Below are 19,299 nucleotides of genomic sequence, written 5' to 3'. Positions count from 1 at the left end.
CGCTTGCGACTGGTTCAACAAGACACTGTTCTGGCACAGTGCGACCGTCGTTCTGTTAATCCGTCCAGTTGTGCTTCACGCGGTTCAGGGATTGAATGTTTCGCTCGTGCAGTCAGCCGCCCAATCACTGGGTATCGGTTCACTCGCAAGGAGATGCGTGCATGTCCACCCTGAACACTTTTGCGCTGCCTACTGCATGGAACAACCCCGGTTCGCTCGACTCGGCATTCGCCATTGGCGGTGTTGCGCAGGTGTACTTTGCCGGCAGTCTATCGAGCCAGACTCAGCATGTAGCGCTCGATGCACAGGGGCGGATTCTGGTTGCCGCGAAAGTCGGTACGCCAAAGGGAAGCCGATTTGGCCTGGCGCGACTGCTGGCGGATGGTTCGGCGGATTTGTCCTTTGCCATTCAGGGCAGCGTGATTGGCAGCTTCATCGAAGGTTGCGAAGCCAGGGCCGGCAAGGTCCAGGTGCTGCCTGACGGAAGGGTTCTGCTGGGTGGCCTGCATTATGAGGGCACCCATCGCACCTTCCCCGCCCTCGCCCTGTTCGATACCAACGGCCAGCCAGACCGCACCTTCGGGGATGATGGCTTCCAGGTCGTGCAACTGCCCGGCGAGTTGTCCATGGGAACCCGCGACAACTGGTTGCCGCCGGGCGTGCCGGGTGTCGAAGCCTGTGATTTTGCGGTGCAGCAAGACGGCCGCATTCTGCTGATCGCCAATCATCATTTCAGCCTCGCCGACCACGCCGGGATGCTGATTCGTCTGCTGCCCGACGGCCAACTGGACGAATCCTTCAACGGACGCGGATTCGTGATGGTCCGCCACCTGCTGCTCAATACCTGGCTGAGCACCCTGCTGTTGAAGCAGGACGGGCGCATCGTCGTCGCAGGCTCGATCGACTTTCCGCAGCAAGGCCTGTTGGCAGTCTATCGCCCCGATGGCAGCCTGGATGAGCGCTTCGCCGTGGACGGTTTCATGGCCTTCAAGGCCCATGGCAACAGCACTCAGGTCAGCCAGATCATCGAGTCCGACGACAGGCTTTATTGCTTCGGCAGCAGCCGCGATCCGATCCGCTGCCTGACATTTGTCCTGCACGCCAACGGTCGACCGGACCTGCACTGTCATCGTGGCCAGCCACAGGTGTTGGACATCGGCCCCAGCGGTTGCCAATGGAATGCCGCCCAGCCAATGAGCGACGGCCGCATCGTCGCCGTAGGCGCCACCATCGGCGGGGTTGAAGCCGACTTCATGGTCGCCCGTTATCAAGCTGACGGCAGTCTCGATCCAGCGTTCGGCCAAGGCCAAGGTTGGTTACGCACGCGACTGGGACGAAGTCTCGACACAGCCAGTTCGCTGGCCGTGCAAACGGACGGGGCCATTGTTGTGGGCGGCTATTCACTGGATGGCAACTACCGGGCAATGGTTGCGCGTTATCTGAATCCATAGAGCATTGAACAGGATCGAGGTTAACGGCGACTTGATCTTCCCTGAAACATCCGGCAACTTTCGCGCTTCTAAATAAAAGGAGCAGCCGATGTCCGGTTCAATCGCCCAGGCGTTCGCGCACAACTTCCTCGGGCAATCGCCGCGCTGGTACAAGGCGACCATCGTCGGTTTTCTCATTCTCAATGCCGTGGTGCTGTTCACTATCAGCCCGGTCGCCGCAGGCTGGTTACTGGTGATCGAGTTCATCTTCACCCTGGCCATGGCGCTCAAGTGTTATCCGTTGATGCCGGGCGGCTTGTTGTTGATTGAAGCGTTGCTGCTGAAGATGACCACACCGCAAGCGCTCTACGATGAGTTGCTGCACAACTTTCCGGTGATTCTGCTGCTGATGTTCATGGTGGCCGGCATTTACTTCATGAAGGATCTGTTGCTGTTTCTCTTCTCGCGGCTGCTGTTGGGCGTGCGTTCGAAAGCCATTCTCGCGCTGATGTTCTGCTTCTTGTCGGCGTTTCTTTCGGCGTTTCTTGATGCGCTGACCGTGACGGCGGTGATCATCAGTGCGGCTGTCGGCTTTTACTCGGTGTATCACCGTGTCGCATCGGGCAACGATCCGCGTCAGGACAGCGAATTCGGTGACGATCAGCATTTACCGTCGCGACACCATGAGGACTTGAATCAGTTCCGCGCCTTCCTGCGCAGCCTGCTGATGCACGGCGCGGTCGGTACGGCGCTGGGCGGGGTCTGCACCTTGGTCGGTGAGCCGCAGAACCTGTTGATCGGCCATGAGATGGGCTGGCATTTCGGCGAGTTTTTCCAGAAAGTTGCCCCGGTGTCGCTGCCGGTACTGGTGGCGGGTCTGGTGACGTGCGTGCTGCTGGAGAAGCTGCGCTGGTTCGGATACGGCACGCTGCTGCCGGACAACGTCCGCGCGGTTTTGGCCAACTACGCCGCCGAGGACAACGCCAAACGCACGCCTCGTCAGACGGCGGCGCTGCTGGTGCAAGGTGCGGCGGCGCTGATTCTGATTGGTTGCCTGGCGTTTCACCTGGCTGAAGTCGGCCTGATCGGATTGATGGTGATTGTGTTGATCACTGCGTTTACCGGCATCACCGACGAGCATCGCCTCGGCAGTGCGTTCAAGGACGCCATGCCGTTTACTGCGCTGCTGGTGGTGTTTTTTGCCGTGGTGGCGGTGATCCATGATCAGCAACTGTTCGCCCCGCTGATCCAGTGGGTTCTGGCATTGCCGATGGATCAGCAGCCGGGCATGTTGTTCATCGCCAACGGCCTGCTCTCGGCGATCAGCGACAACGTATTCGTCGCAACCATTTACATCACCGAAGTGAAACAGGCTTTCCTTGCCGGGCACATGACTCGCGAGCACTTCGAAACGTTGGCGATTGCGATCAACACCGGCACCAATTTGCCCAGTGTGGCGACGCCGAATGGTCAGGCAGCATTTCTGTTCCTGCTGACCTCAGCAATCGCGCCGCTGGTGCGGTTGTCGTACGGGCGCATGGTCTGGATGGCGGTGCCGTATACCGTGGTAATGGGACTGTTGGGCTGGTATGCGGTGAGCTACTGGCTCTAAGCAACACTGAATAAACCTGTGGGAGCGAGCCTGCTCGCGAACGCGTTGGGTCAGGCAATGAAGGTGTTGAATGTGCCGACGCCTTCGCGAGCAGGCTCGCTCCCACATTGGTTTTTGTGTTGGGTCAGTGCGGGAGGATGTATTTCTCTATCGCCAGGACCACGCCGTCTTCGGTGTTTGACGCTGTAACGACATCAGCCTGACGCTTCACCGCCTCTTCCGCCTGGCCCATGGCTATCGACAAACCGGCGCATTTGAACATTGCCGGGTCGTTGCCACCGTCGCCGATGACGGCGGTCTGTTCCAGCGGCACGCCGAGGTATTCGGCAATCGTCGTCAACGCGGTGCCTTTGTTGGCCTCCAGGGCAGTGACGTCGAGATACACCGGCTGTGAACGCGACACTTGCGCCATGCCGTTGACCTTCGGCAACAGCTGCGCCTCCAGTTCGATCAACAACTCAGTGTTGTTGCTGGTGGCGACGATCTTGTCGATGCGCTCCAGATACGGTTCAAAACTTTCCACCACCACCGGCGGATAGCCGAGGCCGCTCTGTTCACGCGGGACCATCGGCCCGTGCGGATCCTTGAGCAGCCAGTCACCGCCGCTGAACACCCAGATTTCCACCTCCGGTTGATCGGCAAACTGCGCCAAAGCAATCAGCGCGGTCGTCGCTGGCAAATAATGCGCAGCCAACAGTGTGCCGTCCGGTTTGACGATGGTGCCGCCATTGAACGCCGCTGTCGGCAGATCAACGCCCAGCGCCTCGATCTGCTGCAACATGGCTTTCGGCGGGCGGCCGCTGGCGAGGCTGAACAGCACGCCGGCCTCGCGCAACGAGCGCACGGCGTCAATGGTGCGTTGATTCAGTGTGTGATCCGGCAACAACAGCGTGCCGTCCATGTCGCTGAGCAGAAAACGTATGGGTTGTTTCGACAAATCACTCATCCCAGGCTGTGCCAGACGCGACCATCGCGAGTCAGCAGATCTTCGGCGGCCTGCGGGCCATCGTCGCCAGCGGCATACAACTCGACGCTGGCATCCTGCTGCCACGCATCAAGGAAAGGCTGCACCGCTCTCCAACCGTTCTCGATGTTGTCGGCACGCTGGAACAGCGTCTGATCACCGGTCAGGCAGTCGTAGATCAAGGTTTCGTAGCCAGTCGAAGGCTGCATCTCGAAGAAATCCTTATATGCAAAACCCAGCTCGATATTGGCCATGTTCAGCGCCGGCCCGGGCCGCTTGGCCAGCAGGTCGAACCACATGCCTTCGTTTGGCTGGATCTGGATACGCAGGTAAGTCGGCTGCAACTCGTCGACTTCCGTGTCGCGGAATTGCGCATACGGCGCCGGTTTGAAGCAGATGACGATCTCGGTGTCGCGCACGCTCATGCGCTTGCCGGTGCGCAGATAGAACGGCACGCCGACCCAGCGCCAGTTATCGATCATCACCTTCAGCGCCACGTAGGTTTCCGTGGTGCTGTCGGGAGACACGTTGGCTTCTTCGCGATAACCCTTCAATGGCTGGCCATCGCGCTCGCCAGCGCTGTACTGCCCGCGCACCGAGTTGGCCCGGGCTTCTTCGGTGGACCAGGGACGAATCGCCCCGACCACTTTGGCCTTCTCGCCGCGTACCGCGTCAGCGCCAAAAGCCGCCGGCGGCTCCATCGCGACCATGGCCAGCAGCTGGAACAGGTGATTGGGCACCATGTCACGCAATGCGCCGGTGTGTTCGTAAAAACTGCCACGGGTTTCCACGCCGACGGTTTCCGCCGCGGTGATTTGCACGTGGTCGATGTAATGGTTGTTCCAGAACGCTTCGAACAGGCTGTTGGAGAACCGGCTGACCAGGATGTTCTGCACGGTTTCCTTGCCCAGATAGTGGTCGATCCGGTAGATCTGCTTTTCGCTCATGACCTTGAGCAGGCACGCGTTCAAGGCTTCGGCGGTGTGCAGGTCGGAGCCGAACGGCTTCTCGATCACCACCCTTCTGAACGCTTCGGGAGTTTCTTCGAGCAAACCGGCGCTGCCGAGGCGGCGCACCACTTCACTGAAGAAACGCGGCGCGGTGGCCAGGTAGAACACCGCATTGCCGGTGCCGCTGTCGGCGATTTTCGCCGCCAGGGCTGAATAAGTGCTGTCGTCGAGGAAATCGCCCTGGACGTAGCTGATACCTTTGGCGAGCTTGGCCCACAAGGCCGGATCAAGCATCTGATCGCCCTTGCCGACCTTCGCCGCCACTTCGGTACGGATGAAGTCTTCAAGCTTTTGCGCGAAGGCTTCATCGGTAATGGCGTTGTGATCAACGCCGACGATCCGCAGATTCTCGTCGAGCAGGCCGTCGCGGCTGAGGTTGTACAGCGCCGGCATGAGCAAGCGCTTGACCAGGTCGCCGTGGGCACCGAACAAGAAAAGCGTCGTCGGTGGTGCGGGTTCTGCCTTGGATTTTCTGCGGATCGTATGGGTCATTTTTTCGCGGTCTCCACGTGGCCGCCGAAGCCGAAGCGTTGTGCCGACAGGATCTTGTCACCGAAGGTGCCCTGCCCGCGCGAGCGGTAACGGGAGAACAGCGAGTTGGACAGCACTGGCACCGGCACGGCTTGCTCCATGGCCGCCTCGATGGTCCATTGACCTTCGCCGCTGTCGGCTACCGAGCCGGAGAAACCGTCGAGCTTCGGATCGCTGGCCAGCGCATCGGCAGTCAGGTCGAGCAGCCACGACGAAACCACGCTGCCACGACGCCAGACTTCCGCGATGTCCGCCACGTTGAGATCAAAACGCTGATCTTCCGGCAGGCGTTCGCTGGATTTGGTCTTGAGGATGTCGAAGCCCTCGGCGAACGCGGCCATCATGCCGTACTCGATGCCGTTGTGGATCATCTTCACGAAGTGCCCGGCGCCTGCGGGACCGGCGTGGATGTAGCCATGCTCGGCGCGGTGGTCATCGGACTTGCGATCCTTGGTGCGCGGAATGTCGCCCATGCCCGGCGCCAGTGCGGCGAACAGCGGATCGAGACGCTGCACGGTTTCGGCGTCGCCACCGATCATCATGCAATAGCCGCGTTCCAGGCCCCAGACGCCGCCGGAGGTGCCGACGTCGATGTAGTGCAGGCCCTTCTCGTTCAGCGTCTTGGCGCGACGAATGTCGTCCTTGTAGTTGGTGTTGCCGCCGTCGATGATGGTATCGCCGGGTTCGAGCAGTTCGCTCAGGGTGTTGATTGTGTCTTCGGTCGGTGCGCCGGCCGGCAGCATGACCCAGACCGCGCGCGGCTTGTCGAGGCCGGCGACCAGCGCTGGCAAGTCAGCGACGCCAGTGGAGCCCTCGGCGACCAGGTTATCGATGAAAGCGGTATTGCGATCGTAAACAACGGTGGTGTGCCCGTTGAGCATCAGACGTCGCGCAATATTGCCGCCCATGCGGCCCAGTCCAATAATCCCGAGTTGCATGTGCTGATGCTCCTTACTACAAATAAATGTGTGTCATTGGTTATAGCCCAACGCGACTGATGGAGGTTAGTCCAGAGCGTTGCGATGAAGTTTCCGGGCATTGTGCCCGATCCAGAGTGATAACGCCCCGAATCCTGCCGAAGACACACCGACCATGAAAAATAAAAAAGTTCCCTTCCAGGGCAAAAGAAATCAAAATTGGCGCCGATAGTAAGTCAAGCGCCTCGGAACGAGGAGTGACTTACAGTTGATGCACGCCATTTGCGAGGTGAGCAATGGGCACAGTACACACAGCAATGCCGCCACAAACCCTCTACGTTACGATCCGTCGCGATGAATTGCGCCAGTTGAAAGACGAGCGCGACCAGTTGAAGCACGAATTGGCGCAATTGCGCGCATTGACCCAGGGCTCGCAGCCGCAACCGCGTCCGGTTGTCCAGCGCGCACCCCACGCCTGATCCCCGCCAGCTTCGGGAACGGCCCCCGTCGTTCCCGACACGTTGCACCTATGACCGCTTGATACTCAACAAACGCGGCGCTTAACAAATCTTTCACAAGCCCTTGGGGATACTCCGCCCCATTCTGGCCGTGCCTGCGCGTACGGCCTCTGTTCGTCGGTGTCATGGAAGCGTTTCCGGCGTGGGTCTGATGATTGAGCTGGAGCGCTGAATGGCATTGTTCAAACGCAGCAAAACGACTGCGACCGGGTTCGACTGGGCCGGATTCATCTGGCTGTTCGTCTTCTTCTGGTACTTCTCGGGTATTACCCAACTGCTGATCCAGCTGACTGGCACGTCCGGCTTCACCGGATTTCGTCAGGCATTCGTGATGAGCGCGCTGTGGCTGGCGCCGATGCTGCTGTTCCCCAAACAGACTCGCCTGCTTGCGGCGATCATCGGTGTGGTGCTGTGGGCCTGCTCGATGGCCAGCCTGGGTTACTTCTTTATCTATCAGCAGGAATTTTCGCAGAGCGTCATCTTCATCATGTTCGAGTCGAACGTGTCGGAAGCCGGCGAGTACATGACCCAGTATTTCGCCTGGTGGATGATCCCGGCGTTCCTCGCCCATACCGCGTTCGCCTATTTTCTGTGGACACGCCTGCGCCCGGTGTACATGCCCCGCGGACGCGCACTGGTTGCCGCGACCGCGATCGTGGTCGCCGTGGCTGGCTACCCGTTGATCAAACAGACGATGCGCATGGGCAATTTCGCCGAAGGTTTCGAGAAATTCGAAACCCGCATCGAGCCTGCCGTGCCGTGGCAGATGGCCGTCGCCTATCACCGCTATCTGGAAACGCTGGAGGACATGCAAGGCATGCTCGACAGTGCCAGCAAGATCGCGCCGCTGAAAAACCTCAAGGACGCCTCGGCCGGTCAGCCGGCGACGCTGGTGCTGGTCATCGGTGAGTCGACCAACCGTCAACGCATGAGCCTCTACGGTTATCCGCGCAACACCACGCCGGAACTGGACAAGCTCAAGGATCAACTGGCGATCTTCGACAACGTCATTACCCCGCGCCCGTACACCATCGAGGCGCTGCAGCAAGTGCTGACCTTCGCCGATGAGCAGAACCCGGATCTGTACCTGTCGACGCCATCGCTGGTCAGCGTGATGAAACAGGCCGGTTACAAGACCTTCTGGATCACCAACCAGCAGACCATGACCAAGCGCAACACCATGCTCACGACCTTCTCCGAACAGGCTGACGAGCAGGTGTACCTGAACAACAACCGCAACCAGAACTCGGCGCAATACGATGGCGACGTCATCGAGCCGTTCAACAAGGCTCTGACTGATCCGGCTGAACGCAAACTTATCGTCGTGCACCTGCTCGGTACGCACATGAGCTATCAGTACCGTTATCCGCCGACGTTCGACAAGTTCAAGGATCGCCAAGGCGTTCCGGCTGGCGTGCGTGACGATCAGGTACCGACTTACAACAGCTATGACAATGCCGTGCTGTACAACGACTTCGTGGTCTCGAGCCTGATCAAGGACTACGCCAAATCCGACCCGAACGGCTTTTTGCTGTACCTGTCCGACCACGGCGAAGACGTCTTTGACTCGGCCGGCCACAGCACTCTCGGCCGCAACGAAAACAAACCGACCGCGCCGATGTACACCATCCCGTTCATGGCCTGGGCTTCACCGAAGTGGAAGGAAAATCACGACTGGAACTTCGCCGGCGACCTCAGCCGTCCATACAGCAGCTCGCAGCTCATTCACACCTGGGCGGACCTGGCCGGGCTGAGCTCCGATGAACTGGATCGCAGCAAAAGCCTGGTCAGCGACAACTTCGTACCGCGCAAGCTGCTGATTGGCGATCCGTATCAGGCACCGCGGCGGGCGTTGATTGACTTCAGTTTGATGAAACCCAAGCATCCCGATCCTGCGGAAGTAGCGCAGAAGTAAAACGACAAAGGGCCGAGAAGGCCCTTTTTTGTGCCTATCGACCGCGTTGTTTCCGTAATACGCCGCAATATTTGCGCTGAACCAGCGTTAACCCATTGTTAATGGCGGCGACACAGACTCTTTTCTGCGGTCTGCTTCACGGACGAACCGACTCCCACTTGTTCAGTAGGAGGCACCATGAAAACCACCACCTTCATCTTCACCACCCTGCTCGCACTCGGCTCCACCAGCGCCTTCGCCGAAGGCGGCGCCGAACGCATGCGTTATTACTACGACAATTTCCCGGTCCAGCACGCGCAAGGCGAGCAGAAGGCCGACGCCGGCGCGACAGAAATCCGCGTCCCTGCTGACCAAACGGCGCAGGTCACCGAGTCTTATCGCGACTGAGTTTTACCGAGCAACCGATGGACCTTCCGTGGCTCCGCTCTGGCCCGGGAGATGACAGTTGAGGCGCCCTGATTGGGGCGCCTTTTTTTATGGCGGGCAAATGGGGACCGGCTTTTCATTTGCGGTGAATTCCCCCCTCACCCCAGCCCTCTCCCCGAGGAGTGGAAGCCGATTGTGGGCTCTTCAAACCTGAGTTCGGCTCGATATTTCAGGTCGGCGTATCTGGATCAGTCACTGCGGTCAGTCCCCTCTCCCTCCGGGAGAGGGTTAGGGTGAGGGGCTTTTCAAGCCTGCAATTCCTTTATCCAGAACAGCATCCGCCCGTGATCTGGATTGAACATCCCCGGCGCAAAGCCGAATTTGCGATATGAACCCTGCGCCACAGCATTGCCTTCCAGCACTTCCAGGGTGATCTTGCAGCAACCACGCTGCCGGGCAATCTCCTCAACCTTCTGCAGCATTTTCTGACTAAGCCCAAGGCCTCGGAATTTGCCCACCACAGCGACGTCATGAACATTCACCAGCGGTCTGCAGGCAAATGTGGAGAAACCTTCGAAGCAGTTGACCAACCCCGCCGGTTCGCCGCCGACGAAGGCCAGCACGCTGAAAGCATGCGGGCGGCGAGCGAGTTCTTCGGGGAGACGGCGCAGCAGGTCGGGGTCGAGGGAATGACCGCCGCCCATGGGGTCCTCGGCATAGTGGTTGAGCACGATGCCGATGGCTTCGGCGTGCACCGGGTTGGTGTAGCTGGCCTGAAGAACGAGTATTTCTGCGGAATCCATTTCCATCCCCAAATACATAAGCCCCGGCGCGCGAGGTGCTTGCTGGAAGGCTGAGGGGGACATTAGCTTGGGTTTGAATGGGTGGGCAACTGGAAAACAGAAGAGCAAGATCAAAAGATCGCAGCCTCGTTGCACTCGTCAGCTCCTACAGCCCAAAACGTGTAGGAGCTGACGAGTGCAACGAGGCTGCGATCTTTCGCGTCAGTGGCCCCATACAAGTTCTTCCGTCCAGCCCAATTCCGCGAAGTCTTCGGCACGCAATGCGCTTTCGCCGACACAGAAAAACTCATCCAGTTGCGGTGGCTTTACCGCCGTGCCGCTGAGCATGGCGTGCACCTGGCCGCGATGATGGATCTGGTGTTCGAACAGGTGCGAGAGCATGCGCAGTCGACTTTCATGTTGCGGTGTGTCGCGGGCGATGGTGACGATTCTCGGCAGATCGGCATCGCGCAGTTGCTCGCAATAAGCGATCAGCCGGCGATCGACGCGTGCCTGTTCCTCGCGCAGTGCGGCGGCTTCGCTAAACGGTTCGTCTGTATCGAAGAACACGTAACAATCCGGGTGCGGCTCGTCACCGCGCAATTCGCGCTCCAGCGCGTCGACGTAGAACCAGTCGCAGGTGAGGATGTGATTAAGCGTGAGGCGGATGCTCGGGAAAAAGCTCACTCTCGGTGCGGCCAATTCGGCGGCGTCGAGCTGGCTCCAGGCCTTGGCCAGACGATGATTGGCCCAGGCATTCTGGTAGGCCATGGTCAGCAAATGATGGGACAGCGGTTGAGTCATGTCGGCGCCCTCTTCTTTCAAGCTTCGGCGAAACGCTGCAACTGCATCTCCTGCAAACGGCTGAGGGTGCGGCGGAACGGGAATTCCAGATAGCCCTCGGTGTACAAGGCGTCCATCGGTACAGCCGCCTCGACGTACAGCGGCACCTTGCGGTCGTAGCATTCGTCGACCAGCGCGATAAAGCGGCGAACGCCGTCGTCATGCACCGACAACTGCGGCAACTCGCGATCACCGGCCACTACGCGCTCGGCGCCGTCTTCGGTGCCGCGTGCGATGCGCCCTTCGCGTTTCTGTGCGCTGAGGTTCGGCACTTCGCTCAACAGAATAGCCCGGTAGCGATCACACAGGGCGATGAAGTCCATGGCGGCGAAAGGTTGCTCGCACAGATCGCTGTAGCGGCACCACAGCACGGATTCACTGGCCTGCACCACGTTGAGCATTCGATGGCCCACGGCGACGGGTTCTTCGCTAAGTGTCTCGCCTGAACCCAAGGTGTTGAACACGGCATCCAGCGAGCTCGGCGAACCTGTCGCGCGAACAAAATAGCGCTGTTCGATCATCCCTGGATGCAAACGATGATCCTCGGCGCCATTCACCGCGACCACGGTCATGTGCGCCTTGATCGCCGCAATCGCCGGCGTGAAACGGTCGCGGTTGAAGCCATCGGCGTACAGATTATCGGGCGGCAGATTGGAGGTGCAGACGATCACCACACCTTCCTCGAACATCACCTGAAACAGCCGGCCGAGAATGATCGCGTCGCCGATGTCATTGACGAACAGCTCATCGAAACACAGCACCCGCACTTCGCCGGCCAGCTCTTTGGCCAAAGCGCGCAAGGGATCGGCGATGCCACTGAGTTGGAACGAACGCTGATGCACCCAGCCCATGAAGTGATGAAAGTGTTGACGCCGCGCTGGCACCCGCAGGCTCTGATAGAACTGATCCATCAGCCAGGTCTTGCCGCGCCCGACCGGCCCCCACAGGTACACGCCGCCGACCGAGCGGGCGCCGGCGTGCAAGGCTTCATGGCATTTTTGCAAGGCCCAGACCGCGTGCTCCTGGGCTTCATCCTGGATGAAACCCTTGTGGTCGACTGCGTATTGCCATGCACTGAGGGGGGAGTCGAAAGTCATGCGCGGGAGTATGCCACGGGCGATTGGCCATTGCTGATTAACGGGCGTGGACGATCATTGTGGGAGCGAGCCTGCTCGCGAAGGCGGCTCGTCAGTCACCAAGATGCAGACTGAGCCACCGCTTTCGCGAGCAGGCTCGCTCCCACATAGGCAGTAAAACCTGACCTTTCAGGCAGTTATTGCTCGTTGCCCTCGCCGCCCTCTTCCGGCATTCTGCGCACCCATTTTCTGACCCGGCCCCGCCTTGCGGCGCGCACATCACCATGACCGCCTCTGACAAAACCCCGCGCAACAACGACCTGATCTACGGCCTCAACGACCGTCCGCACCTGACCGCCACGGTGTTCGCCGCGCTGCAACACGTGCTGGCGAGTTTCGTCGGCATCATCACCCCGACCCTGATCATGGGCGGCGCCCTCGGTCTGCACAGTGAAATCCCCTACCTGATCAGCATGGCGCTGTTCGTCTCCGGCCTCGGCACCTTTGTCCAGGCCAAGCGATTCGGCCCGGTGGGTTCCGGTCTGCTGTGTCTGCAAGGCACCAGTTTTTCCTTTATCAGCGTGATTCTCAGCGCCGGGTTCATGGTCAAGGCGCGTGGCGGTGGCACTGACGAAATCCTCTCGACGATCTTCGGCGTGTGCTTCTTCGCCGCGTTCATCGAAGTGGTGCTCAGCCAGTTCATCGGCAAACTGCGCATGCTGATCACCCCGGTGGTGACCGGCACCATCATTACGCTGATGGGCCTGTCGCTGATCAAAGTAGCGATGACCGACATTGCTGGCGGCTTCGGTGCGCCTGATCTCGGCGCCGCCAGCCATGTATTTCTGGCGGCACTGGTGATCGGCACTATCGTCGTGCTGAATCGCGTCGACGTGCCGTTCCTGCGCCTGGGCGCGATCGTCATTGGCCTGACTCTTGGTTATGTGGTGGCCTGGCTGATGGGCACAGTGGATTTCGCCTCGATGCCCGTCGTGCCGCTGGTCAGCGTGCCGGTGCCGTTCAAGTATGGCTTCAACTTCGATTGGGTGGCGTTCGTGCCGGTGGCGGTGATTTTCCTCGTGTCGCCACTGGAAGCTGCCGGTGACCTGACCGCCAATTCGATGATCTCGCGGCAACCGGTGAAAGGCCCGCTGTACATCCGCCGAATCAAATCCGGCCTGCTCGCCGATGGTCTCAACTCGGCCATGGCGGCAGTGTTCAACAGCATGCCGATGGTGACCTTTGCGCAGAACAACGGCGTGATCCAGTTGACCGGTGTGGCCAGCCGCTACGTAGCGTTTTTCATCGCCGGGCTGCTGGTGTTGCTCGGTTTGTTCCCGATGATCGGCGCGGTGCTGCAATTGATGCCGAAGCCGGTGCTGGGCGGCGCCGAGCTGGTGATGTTCGGTACCGTCGCCGTGGCCGGGATCAAGATCCTCGCCGAGGCCGGCCTGCATCGACGCAACATGCTGATCGTGGCGATCTCGCTGGGCATGGGCCTGGGTATTGCGGCGGTGCCGGAAGTCCTGCGCGAACTGCCGCAAGCGCTGCGCAACATCTTCGAATCGCCAATCACTGTCGGTGCGTTGTGCGCTATCGTGCTGAACATCTTCCTGCCGGAAGAATTCATTGAGCTGGAAGAAGATGATTTCGACCCGGAAGCGTCGATTCTGCAGGTAATGGAAAACCCCGACGTCGCCGCCAAAGGTGAACCCGGCCAAGCGGCGGCTGTCGCACAGTTGAACCGCTGACGTCACGCCTCGAAAAAAAGGGCTGCACCGGCAACGGTTCAGCCCTTTTTTGTCGAGAGATTTTTATGCGCCGCGTCCACGCCGTCATCCTGTCGCTTCTGCTGTTGTCGCTCAGTGCCTGCGCATTGTTTCCCAATCGCGACCCGGTGAACATCAACGTGGTTGGCCTCGAACCGTTGCCCAGCCAGGAACTGGAAGTACGCTTCGCGATCAAGCTGCGCGTGCAGAACCCCAATGAAACGGCGATCGATTACAACGGCATCGCCCTGGATCTGGAGGTCAATGGCCATTCGCTGGCGTCCGGTGTGAGCGATCAGAGCGGCTCGATCCCGCGTTTCTCTGAAGCCATTGTCACGGTACCGGTCAGCGTCTCGGCGTTCTCGTTCCTGCGCCAGACCTTGGGCCTGAGCCAGACGCAAAGCCTCGATAACCTGCCCTACGTGCTGCGCGGCAAACTGGCGGGCGGGTTGTTCGGCACGATGCGCTTTACCGACAGCGGCAAGTTGAGCCTGCCTAAAGCGAGTGCGGCGACTTGGTAGACAGCGCTCGCAATCGGCAGAACAACACACAACCCCTGTGGGAGCGAGCCTGCTCGCGATAGCGGTAGTTCAGGCAATTCCAATATTGCAGGTGCCTACGTCTTCGCGAGCAGGCTCGCTCCCACAGGTTCTCTACAAGTTTCAAGGTCAGGTATTGAACCGCACCCCCGGCTTCGCGCGCTCATCAACGGTCAACTCGAAGACATCCGGCCGCGCATAGTGGCCGACCACATCGTAGTCATATCGCGCGCGGATCAGTTCATCGGTGTCGATCTGCGCCGTAAGCAAGCCCGCTTCCCCGCGCAACGGCCCCGCCAGCACATCGCCCATCGGCCCGACGATCACGCTGCCACCGGCAATCAACGGTCGATCACCCGGCCAATTGGCAATCTCCACACCCAACGCATGCGGCGAGGCCTGTACCTGACAGGCGCTGACCACGAAGCAGCGGCCTTCATGGGCGATGTGGCGCATGCTGACCTGCCACATTTCGCGCTCGTCCACGGTCGGCGCGCACCAGACCTCCACGCCCTTGGCATACATCGCCGTGCGCAGCAGCGGCATCATGTTTTCCCAGCACACCACCGCGCCAAGCTTGCCGACCTGGGTGTCGAACACCGGCAGCGTCGAGCCGTCACCCTTGCCCCAGATCAGGCGCTCGGTGCCGGTGGGCATGAGCTTGCGGTGCTTGCCGATCAACCCAGCCTGCGGATCGAAATACAGCACCGTGCAATACAACGTGCTGCCGGCGCGCTCGATCACGCCGATCACCAGATTGGCCCCGGTGCGCGCTGACAATCCGGCCAGGGCGTCGGTTTCCGCTCCCGGCACATCGATGGCATTGGCGAAATACCGGGCGAAAGCTTCTCGACCCTCGGGCAGTCGATAGCCCAATTGGGTGCCGAAACCCTCGCCTTTCGGATAACCACCGAGCAAGGCTTCCGGCATCACCACCAACGCAGCGCCGGATTCGCGGATTGCGTCTTCCCAGCCAAGAATCTGCTCAAGGGTTTCGCCCTTGCCACCGGGTAAGGCACCGATTTGCAACGCCGCAACTATTGATTTGGCCATCGTGTTTACTCCATCAGGTTCAGGTGTTGCTGATTCTCCAGCGTCACGCGATGATGAATAAAGCCCTGCCCACTGCTGAATGATATGAGCCAAATGAATATCGCCGACATCGACCTGAACCTGTTGAAAGTCTTCGAAGCGCTGTACGAGGAATCCAGTGCCAGCCGCGCAGCCCTGCGCCTCGGCGTAACGCAGTCGGCGGTCAGCGCGGCATTGCGTCGTTTGCGCGAGGTGTATGGCGATCAGTTGTTCGTGCGCACCGGGCGCGGTCTGGCACCGACGCTGCAAGCCAATCAGCTGAAACCGGTGATCAGCGATGCCCTGAACAAATGCCGGCAAAGTCTGGCCATGCTTGATCCTGCGGCCAATCAATACGACGGTCGCTCGGTGGCGATTGGTCTGTCAGATGATTTTGAAATTGCCTACGGTCGCCGCTTGATCGAGGAAATCGCCCGCCGTGCGCCGAAACTGCGGTTGATATTTCGCCAGACCCACAGCCAGATCGTCGCCCGCGCGTTGATGGAGCGCAGCATCGATCTGGCGATCACTGCCGGAGGATTTGCCGAGCGCCTGCTCAGCCGTCAGGTGTTGGGCGACGGTGGCTATGCATGCCTCGTCGACCCGGCCAGTCTCTCGCCAAGCCAGCAGCACATCGAATTGCAGGAGTTCGTTGAGCGCGAGCACATTCTGGTGTCGTCGGGAGGCTTTATCGGCATTACCGATGAGGGATTGGCGGCAGTGGGTTTGAGCCGGCGAGTCTGCGCGTCGACCACGCATTTTGCTGCACTGCCCTTTTTGCTCAAGGGCAGTCAGGCAGTGGCGACCATTCCGGCCCACGCCGCTGAAAGTATCGCGGCGCTAAGCGGGCTGGCGCTGCTGCCCTGCCCTCTGGCTTTACCGCGCTATCCGGTGGAACTCGGCTGGCGCACCAGCACACAGATCGATCCGGTGCTGGTCAAGGTTCGCGAGGCGATTGCCGCCACGTTCAGCCAAGTGTGAAGCGGTTTATTTGTTCGCCGCCATCAGGCGATTGACTTCACTTCGCACCATGTTGGCGAACTCCGGCGGCGACATGCCGTCCAGCTCGGCGCGGACCCACTCGGCCCATTTGCCCTTGCGCTTGGAGCGCTCCCCAAACAGGCGCGCGGCTTCGCCTTTGGCTTTGCCCAGATTGTTCTGCCAGAGTTCGAACAGACGGGATTTCTCGTCTTCCAGTGCTGCGCGCTCTGCGAGGGATTTGTCGGCCAGATTGAAACTCATGGGGATTTATCCTGCTGCGTAAAATGGCGACATCTTACACGCTCGGTACAAATCTCCGGTGCAGGTTTTTCCCATGTCCGCGAATGACATGCAACTTTTCGCCTGCCGCTACACTCCATTGGTCACTGTCCATTCACCTGCAAGGAGTCACCCAATGGCCCGTAAAACCGCGGTGCAAGCCGCCGAAGAGCAAATCAAGGATCAGGCCTTCAGCGAGCTTCAGTCGCTGATCGAGGAATCGGACAAACTGCTCAAGAGCAGCGCTTCACTGGTAGGCGAAGAAGCGGAAACCCTGCGCGCACAAATCGCCCTGAAACTGCAGCAGGCACTGGATTCAGTGTCGAGCGTGCGCGAGCGCACCAAACCCGCCGTTGAAGCCACGGAAAATTACATCGGTGGCCACCCATGGCAAACCGTAGCGATCTCCGCCGGTTTCGGCCTGGTGGTGGGCCTGCTGCTCGGCCGTCGCTGAGTCAGGCGCACAAAAAAAGGCGAACCTCAGGGTTCGCCTTTTTTATGCCCACCGCTTTGCTTTTCCATTACTGAATTCACCTCGGTATCCCAAGTCCGCGTATCTCGCCCAAACCACGCGGTCAGTCCCCTCTCCCCCTGGGAGAGGGCCAGGGTGAGGGGCTTTTGACCTTGTCACTGCAATCGTCAGAACAACAAAAGACTCACTCCCCCGCCAACTCCCGCAACTGCCCCAACGTCTGTTCATCCAGCGCAATCCCTTGCGCCATCGACCGACTGCGCTGCAAATGCCGTCGATCCCCCGGCAAGCGCTTGAGACCGACCCCGTGCATCTGCCGCACCAGTTCCTCACTGCGCTGGGCGAAACTCTGCCCCGCCGCTTTACTCGGGTCGATCACGATCAATAGCTGGCCAGTCCATGGAGTCTTCGCGCCAGGATGGTTGGACCAGTCGAACTCGAAAGAGAAATTGCCGCCGGTCAACGCCGCCGCGAGCAGCTCGACCATCATCGACAACGCTGAGCCTTTGTGCCCGCCAAACGGCAACAAGGCGCCACCTTCAAGAATCGCCTTGGGATCCTGTGTCGGTTGGCCGAGGCTGTCGACGCCCATGCCGGCCGGGAGTTTTTCACCTTTGCGCGCGGCAATTTGCACATCGCCATGGGCAATGGCGCTGGTGGCGAGGTCGAAAACGATCGGCGCGGCGTTGGCCCTTGGCGCGGCGAAGGCAATCGGATTGGTGCCGAACAACGGCCGATCCGCGCCATGGGGCACCACGCAGGTCATGCTGTTGACCACGCTCAGGGCTACCAGACCTTCATCGGCAAACGGCTCGACATCCGGCCACAACGCGGCGAAATGATGCGAGTTGCGAATCGCCAACACCGCGATCCCGGCATTGCGCGCCTTTTCCACCAACAGTGATCGTGCAGCGGCCAGCGCCGGTTGAGCGAAACCGTTGCCAGCGTCGACACGGACAAAACCGGGCGCGACGTCTTCGACCTGAGGCACGGCGTGGCCATTGACCCAGCCGCTTTTCAACGTCGAGACATAGCCGGGAATGCGAAAGACGCCGTGGCTATGGGCGCCATCGCGTTCGGCGTTGGCGCAGTTGGCGGCCAGCACCCGGGCGACTTCCGTGGAGGTGCCGTGGCGCAGAAAAATCGTTTCAAGCAGTTGCGTCAGTGCTTCGAGGGGCACTGTGGACGAGCCATGATCGTGTGGCGCAGACATCTGAAGCTCCAGAATGATTATTGGAGGGAACAACAGCGTACGGTCGGTTTGCCCACCGATTAACCCCGTCGAAGCTGTCGGCTGTCAACCCTTCGATTGATCGCGTCCGTCCTGCCGCACATTTCGCATCGGCACGTGCGGTAACTCTCTACCGCAAGTGCTGCGGGCCGCGCCTCTACTGTTGAGTCCCGGCCCAAGGGCGCCCCGATCAGAGCTTTGATGATGTCCAGTTCGACCGCACCACTCCTGTTCCCCAACATTCTGAATTTCCCAGGTTTGCATCGTGCGCTGGCGACAGCTCACGGTTTCAACAGCAAAGATTTCGCCTGGCTCGCGCACGTACAGCTGGCGAGCCACGAACTGCGCAACGCGCAAACCCCGCCAATGCGCGCCGAGCGAATTCTGCTCAACGCCGACAAACAACCGGCCGTTGCTCTGGCCGGCAGTTTCATCCTCGGTGCCGGGCCGGATGACAACGGTGTTTTTCTCTATACCCCCTACGATGGGCTGAAGAAATACAGCGATGACAAAGCGCTGACGCTGGCCCTGCAAACGCGGCTCGACAACGCCACTGAAGAGGATGACCTGTTGGCGTTTCTCCGCGTTTCGCAGCGCAAGGAGCTGGTGGAAAAACGCGGTATCACCATCACCCGCGAGACCATCGAGGGAGATGTATTCGACGATCAACAAACCGCGATTACACGCTCTCAGGAGCGTTGCGCCGGTGACTTGCTGGACGAACTGAAACGCCTGCCGTCGCTCACCACCCTACTGGAGAAAATCCTCGACGAACAGCTCCAGCCTCACTTTGGCGATCTGCAGCAGTCGCTCACCCAGGTCGGTTTTTACGCCGCTGCGCCGCCTGCCTCTTCCGGCGCAGGCAAGCAGTGGGTCGACTCGCGCTCACTGCCTGAGGCGCTGTTGCTGCATTTTCGCCGTCAGGGCTGGGCACACGGTCAGACTGTCGAATTTTCACATCCGGCCCGTCTATCCAGCGCTGGCGATCAATCA

At 60.1% G+C, this 19,299-nt stretch carries 19 protein-coding genes; 9 read left to right on the top strand and 10 right to left on the bottom strand.

Features of this window, described 5'->3' with window-relative positions; all coding sequences use genetic code 11:
- The first annotated feature begins 161 nt into the window (after window positions 1-161).
- Window positions 162-1,451, top strand: coding sequence for a hypothetical protein (locus PspCFBP13508_RS02615; protein ID WP_137213553.1), 1,290 nt, complete (start codon window positions 162-164; stop codon window positions 1,449-1,451).
- 88 nt (window positions 1,452-1,539) lie between these two features.
- Window positions 1,540-3,042 carry a sodium/proton antiporter NhaB gene (gene nhaB / locus PspCFBP13508_RS02610; RefSeq protein WP_137213552.1) on the top strand — a complete coding sequence of 501 codons (1,503 nt, stop codon included), beginning with the start codon at window positions 1,540-1,542 and terminating at the stop codon, window positions 3,040-3,042.
- 124 nt (window positions 3,043-3,166) lie between these two features.
- Here the strand turns inward: nhaB and PspCFBP13508_RS02605 are convergent, their stop codons facing one another.
- From PspCFBP13508_RS02605 to gnd, 3 genes are read right to left on the bottom strand one after another with little or no spacing between them, the layout of a single operon-like run.
- Window positions 3,167-3,988 carry an HAD family hydrolase gene (locus PspCFBP13508_RS02605; protein ID WP_137213551.1) on the bottom strand — a complete coding sequence of 274 codons (822 nt, stop codon included), beginning with the start codon at window positions 3,986-3,988 and terminating at the stop codon, window positions 3,167-3,169.
- Complete coding sequence (gene zwf / locus PspCFBP13508_RS02600; protein WP_137213550.1) at window positions 3,985-5,508, bottom strand: glucose-6-phosphate dehydrogenase; 1,524 nt, start codon at window positions 5,506-5,508, stop codon at window positions 3,985-3,987. Before zwf ends, PspCFBP13508_RS02605 begins: the two co-directional genes overlap by 4 nt.
- The gene (gene gnd / locus PspCFBP13508_RS02595; RefSeq protein WP_064362242.1) at window positions 5,505-6,485 is read right to left on the bottom strand and encodes a phosphogluconate dehydrogenase (NAD(+)-dependent, decarboxylating); all 981 of its coding nucleotides are present in this window, start codon (window positions 6,483-6,485) and stop codon (window positions 5,505-5,507) included. The genes zwf and gnd overlap by 4 nt, the downstream gene beginning before the upstream one ends.
- A 275-nt stretch (window positions 6,486-6,760) precedes the next feature.
- On the opposite strand from gnd, the gene PspCFBP13508_RS02590 reads away from it, so the two are divergent.
- The 3 genes from PspCFBP13508_RS02590 to PspCFBP13508_RS02580 all read left to right on the top strand — a co-directional run bounded on the left by PspCFBP13508_RS02590 (window position 6,761) and on the right by PspCFBP13508_RS02580 (window position 9,284).
- Entirely contained in the window at window positions 6,761-6,943 is a 183-nt protein-coding gene (locus PspCFBP13508_RS02590) for a DUF6026 family protein (RefSeq protein ID WP_016774671.1), read from the top strand.
- A 211-nt stretch (window positions 6,944-7,154) separates the two neighbouring features.
- Entirely contained in the window at window positions 7,155-8,897 is a 1,743-nt protein-coding gene (locus tag PspCFBP13508_RS02585) for a phosphoethanolamine transferase CptA (RefSeq protein ID WP_137213549.1), read from the top strand.
- A 177-nt stretch (window positions 8,898-9,074) separates the two neighbouring features.
- Window positions 9,075-9,284: a hypothetical protein gene (locus PspCFBP13508_RS02580; RefSeq protein ID WP_137213548.1), complete on the top strand. Its 210-nt coding sequence runs from the start codon at window positions 9,075-9,077 to the stop codon at window positions 9,282-9,284.
- Between the two features lie 284 nt (window positions 9,285-9,568).
- Here PspCFBP13508_RS02580 and PspCFBP13508_RS02575 read toward each other — a convergent pair whose 3' ends face one another.
- The 3 genes from PspCFBP13508_RS02575 to zapE form a co-directional block, all read right to left on the bottom strand.
- On the bottom strand, window positions 9,569-10,066 hold the full coding sequence (locus PspCFBP13508_RS02575) for a GNAT family N-acetyltransferase (RefSeq protein ID WP_137213802.1): 498 nt from the start codon (window positions 10,064-10,066) through the stop codon (window positions 9,569-9,571).
- A 201-nt stretch (window positions 10,067-10,267) separates the two neighbouring features.
- On the bottom strand, window positions 10,268-10,849 hold the full coding sequence (locus PspCFBP13508_RS02570; protein WP_130912442.1) for a DinB family protein: 582 nt from the start codon (window positions 10,847-10,849) through the stop codon (window positions 10,268-10,270).
- A 17-nt stretch (window positions 10,850-10,866) separates the two neighbouring features.
- Entirely contained in the window at window positions 10,867-11,985 is a 1,119-nt protein-coding gene (gene zapE, locus PspCFBP13508_RS02565) for a cell division protein ZapE (protein WP_137213547.1), read from the bottom strand.
- A 263-nt stretch (window positions 11,986-12,248) separates the two neighbouring features.
- Between zapE and PspCFBP13508_RS02560 the strand changes: the two genes are divergently transcribed.
- Window positions 12,249-13,715, top strand: coding sequence for a nucleobase:cation symporter-2 family protein (locus PspCFBP13508_RS02560; RefSeq protein ID WP_137213546.1), 1,467 nt, complete (start codon window positions 12,249-12,251; stop codon window positions 13,713-13,715).
- Window positions 13,716-13,780: 65 nt separating this feature from the next.
- Window positions 13,781-14,254, top strand: a complete 474-nt coding sequence (locus PspCFBP13508_RS02555; protein WP_073474543.1) for an LEA type 2 family protein — start codon at window positions 13,781-13,783, stop codon at window positions 14,252-14,254.
- A 147-nt stretch (window positions 14,255-14,401) separates the two neighbouring features.
- On the opposite strand, the gene PspCFBP13508_RS02545 is transcribed toward PspCFBP13508_RS02555, so the two are convergent.
- Complete coding sequence (locus PspCFBP13508_RS02545) at window positions 14,402-15,325, bottom strand: carbon-nitrogen hydrolase family protein (RefSeq protein WP_137213544.1); 924 nt, start codon at window positions 15,323-15,325, stop codon at window positions 14,402-14,404.
- An 84-nt stretch (window positions 15,326-15,409) separates the two neighbouring features.
- Here PspCFBP13508_RS02545 and PspCFBP13508_RS02540 point away from each other — a divergent pair, with 84 nt between their 5' ends.
- Complete coding sequence (locus PspCFBP13508_RS02540; RefSeq protein ID WP_137213543.1) at window positions 15,410-16,324, top strand: LysR family transcriptional regulator; 915 nt, start codon at window positions 15,410-15,412, stop codon at window positions 16,322-16,324.
- Between the two features lie 6 nt (window positions 16,325-16,330).
- Here PspCFBP13508_RS02540 and PspCFBP13508_RS02535 read toward each other — a convergent pair whose 3' ends face one another.
- On the bottom strand, window positions 16,331-16,585 hold the full coding sequence (locus tag PspCFBP13508_RS02535) for a hypothetical protein (protein WP_003224595.1): 255 nt from the start codon (window positions 16,583-16,585) through the stop codon (window positions 16,331-16,333).
- Between the two features lie 154 nt (window positions 16,586-16,739).
- Here PspCFBP13508_RS02535 and PspCFBP13508_RS02530 point away from each other — a divergent pair, with 154 nt between their 5' ends.
- Window positions 16,740-17,057: a DUF883 family protein gene (locus tag PspCFBP13508_RS02530; RefSeq protein WP_130912447.1), complete on the top strand. Its 318-nt coding sequence runs from the start codon at window positions 16,740-16,742 to the stop codon at window positions 17,055-17,057.
- Window positions 17,058-17,259: 202 nt separating this feature from the next.
- Here the strand turns inward: PspCFBP13508_RS02530 and PspCFBP13508_RS02525 are convergent, their stop codons facing one another.
- Together PspCFBP13508_RS02525 and PspCFBP13508_RS27550 are read right to left on the bottom strand one after the other, a co-directional pair.
- On the bottom strand, window positions 17,260-18,288 hold the full coding sequence (locus tag PspCFBP13508_RS02525; protein WP_137213542.1) for an Ldh family oxidoreductase: 1,029 nt from the start codon (window positions 18,286-18,288) through the stop codon (window positions 17,260-17,262).
- Between the two features lie 84 nt (window positions 18,289-18,372).
- Window positions 18,373-18,978: a hypothetical protein gene (locus PspCFBP13508_RS27550; RefSeq protein WP_241669486.1), complete on the bottom strand. Its 606-nt coding sequence runs from the start codon at window positions 18,976-18,978 to the stop codon at window positions 18,373-18,375.
- Window positions 18,979-19,299: the final 321 nt, after the last annotated feature.

The organism is Pseudomonas sp. CFBP13508, from assembly GCF_005233515.1.
GTDB lineage: Bacteria > Pseudomonadota > Gammaproteobacteria > Pseudomonadales > Pseudomonadaceae > Aquipseudomonas > Aquipseudomonas mercuritolerans.
The sequence above is the reverse complement of the archived record's forward strand: the minus strand, read 5'-3'. Positions and strand labels throughout refer to the sequence as shown.

What these genes read in the sequence shown, in the direction of transcription:
- PspCFBP13508_RS02615 (WP_137213553.1), top strand. Translation starts at nt 162, where the DNA reads ATGTCCACCCTGAACACTTTTGCGCTGCCTACTGCATGGAACAACCCC.
- nhaB (WP_137213552.1), top strand. Translation starts at nt 1,540, where the DNA reads ATGTCCGGTTCAATCGCCCAGGCGTTCGCGCACAACTTCCTCGGGCAA.
- PspCFBP13508_RS02605 (WP_137213551.1), bottom strand. Translation starts at nt 3,988, where the DNA reads ATGAGTGATTTGTCGAAACAACCCATACGTTTTCTGCTCAGCGACATG.
- zwf (WP_137213550.1), bottom strand. Translation starts at nt 5,508, where the DNA reads ATGACCCATACGATCCGCAGAAAATCCAAGGCAGAACCCGCACCACCG.
- gnd (WP_064362242.1), bottom strand. Translation starts at nt 6,485, where the DNA reads ATGCAACTCGGGATTATTGGACTGGGCCGCATGGGCGGCAATATTGCG.
- PspCFBP13508_RS02590 (WP_016774671.1), top strand. Translation starts at nt 6,761, where the DNA reads ATGGGCACAGTACACACAGCAATGCCGCCACAAACCCTCTACGTTACG.
- PspCFBP13508_RS02585 (WP_137213549.1), top strand. Translation starts at nt 7,155, where the DNA reads ATGGCATTGTTCAAACGCAGCAAAACGACTGCGACCGGGTTCGACTGG.
- PspCFBP13508_RS02580 (WP_137213548.1), top strand. Translation starts at nt 9,075, where the DNA reads ATGAAAACCACCACCTTCATCTTCACCACCCTGCTCGCACTCGGCTCC.
- PspCFBP13508_RS02575 (WP_137213802.1), bottom strand. Translation starts at nt 10,066, where the DNA reads ATGGATTCCGCAGAAATACTCGTTCTTCAGGCCAGCTACACCAACCCG.
- PspCFBP13508_RS02570 (WP_130912442.1), bottom strand. Translation starts at nt 10,849, where the DNA reads ATGACTCAACCGCTGTCCCATCATTTGCTGACCATGGCCTACCAGAAT.
- zapE (WP_137213547.1), bottom strand. Translation starts at nt 11,985, where the DNA reads ATGACTTTCGACTCCCCCCTCAGTGCATGGCAATACGCAGTCGACCAC.
- PspCFBP13508_RS02560 (WP_137213546.1), top strand. Translation starts at nt 12,249, where the DNA reads ATGACCGCCTCTGACAAAACCCCGCGCAACAACGACCTGATCTACGGC.
- PspCFBP13508_RS02555 (WP_073474543.1), top strand. Translation starts at nt 13,781, where the DNA reads ATGCGCCGCGTCCACGCCGTCATCCTGTCGCTTCTGCTGTTGTCGCTC.
- PspCFBP13508_RS02545 (WP_137213544.1), bottom strand. Translation starts at nt 15,325, where the DNA reads ATGGCCAAATCAATAGTTGCGGCGTTGCAAATCGGTGCCTTACCCGGT.
- PspCFBP13508_RS02540 (WP_137213543.1), top strand. Translation starts at nt 15,410, where the DNA reads ATGAGCCAAATGAATATCGCCGACATCGACCTGAACCTGTTGAAAGTC.
- PspCFBP13508_RS02535 (WP_003224595.1), bottom strand. Translation starts at nt 16,585, where the DNA reads ATGAGTTTCAATCTGGCCGACAAATCCCTCGCAGAGCGCGCAGCACTG.
- PspCFBP13508_RS02530 (WP_130912447.1), top strand. Translation starts at nt 16,740, where the DNA reads ATGGCCCGTAAAACCGCGGTGCAAGCCGCCGAAGAGCAAATCAAGGAT.
- PspCFBP13508_RS02525 (WP_137213542.1), bottom strand. Translation starts at nt 18,288, where the DNA reads ATGTCTGCGCCACACGATCATGGCTCGTCCACAGTGCCCCTCGAAGCA.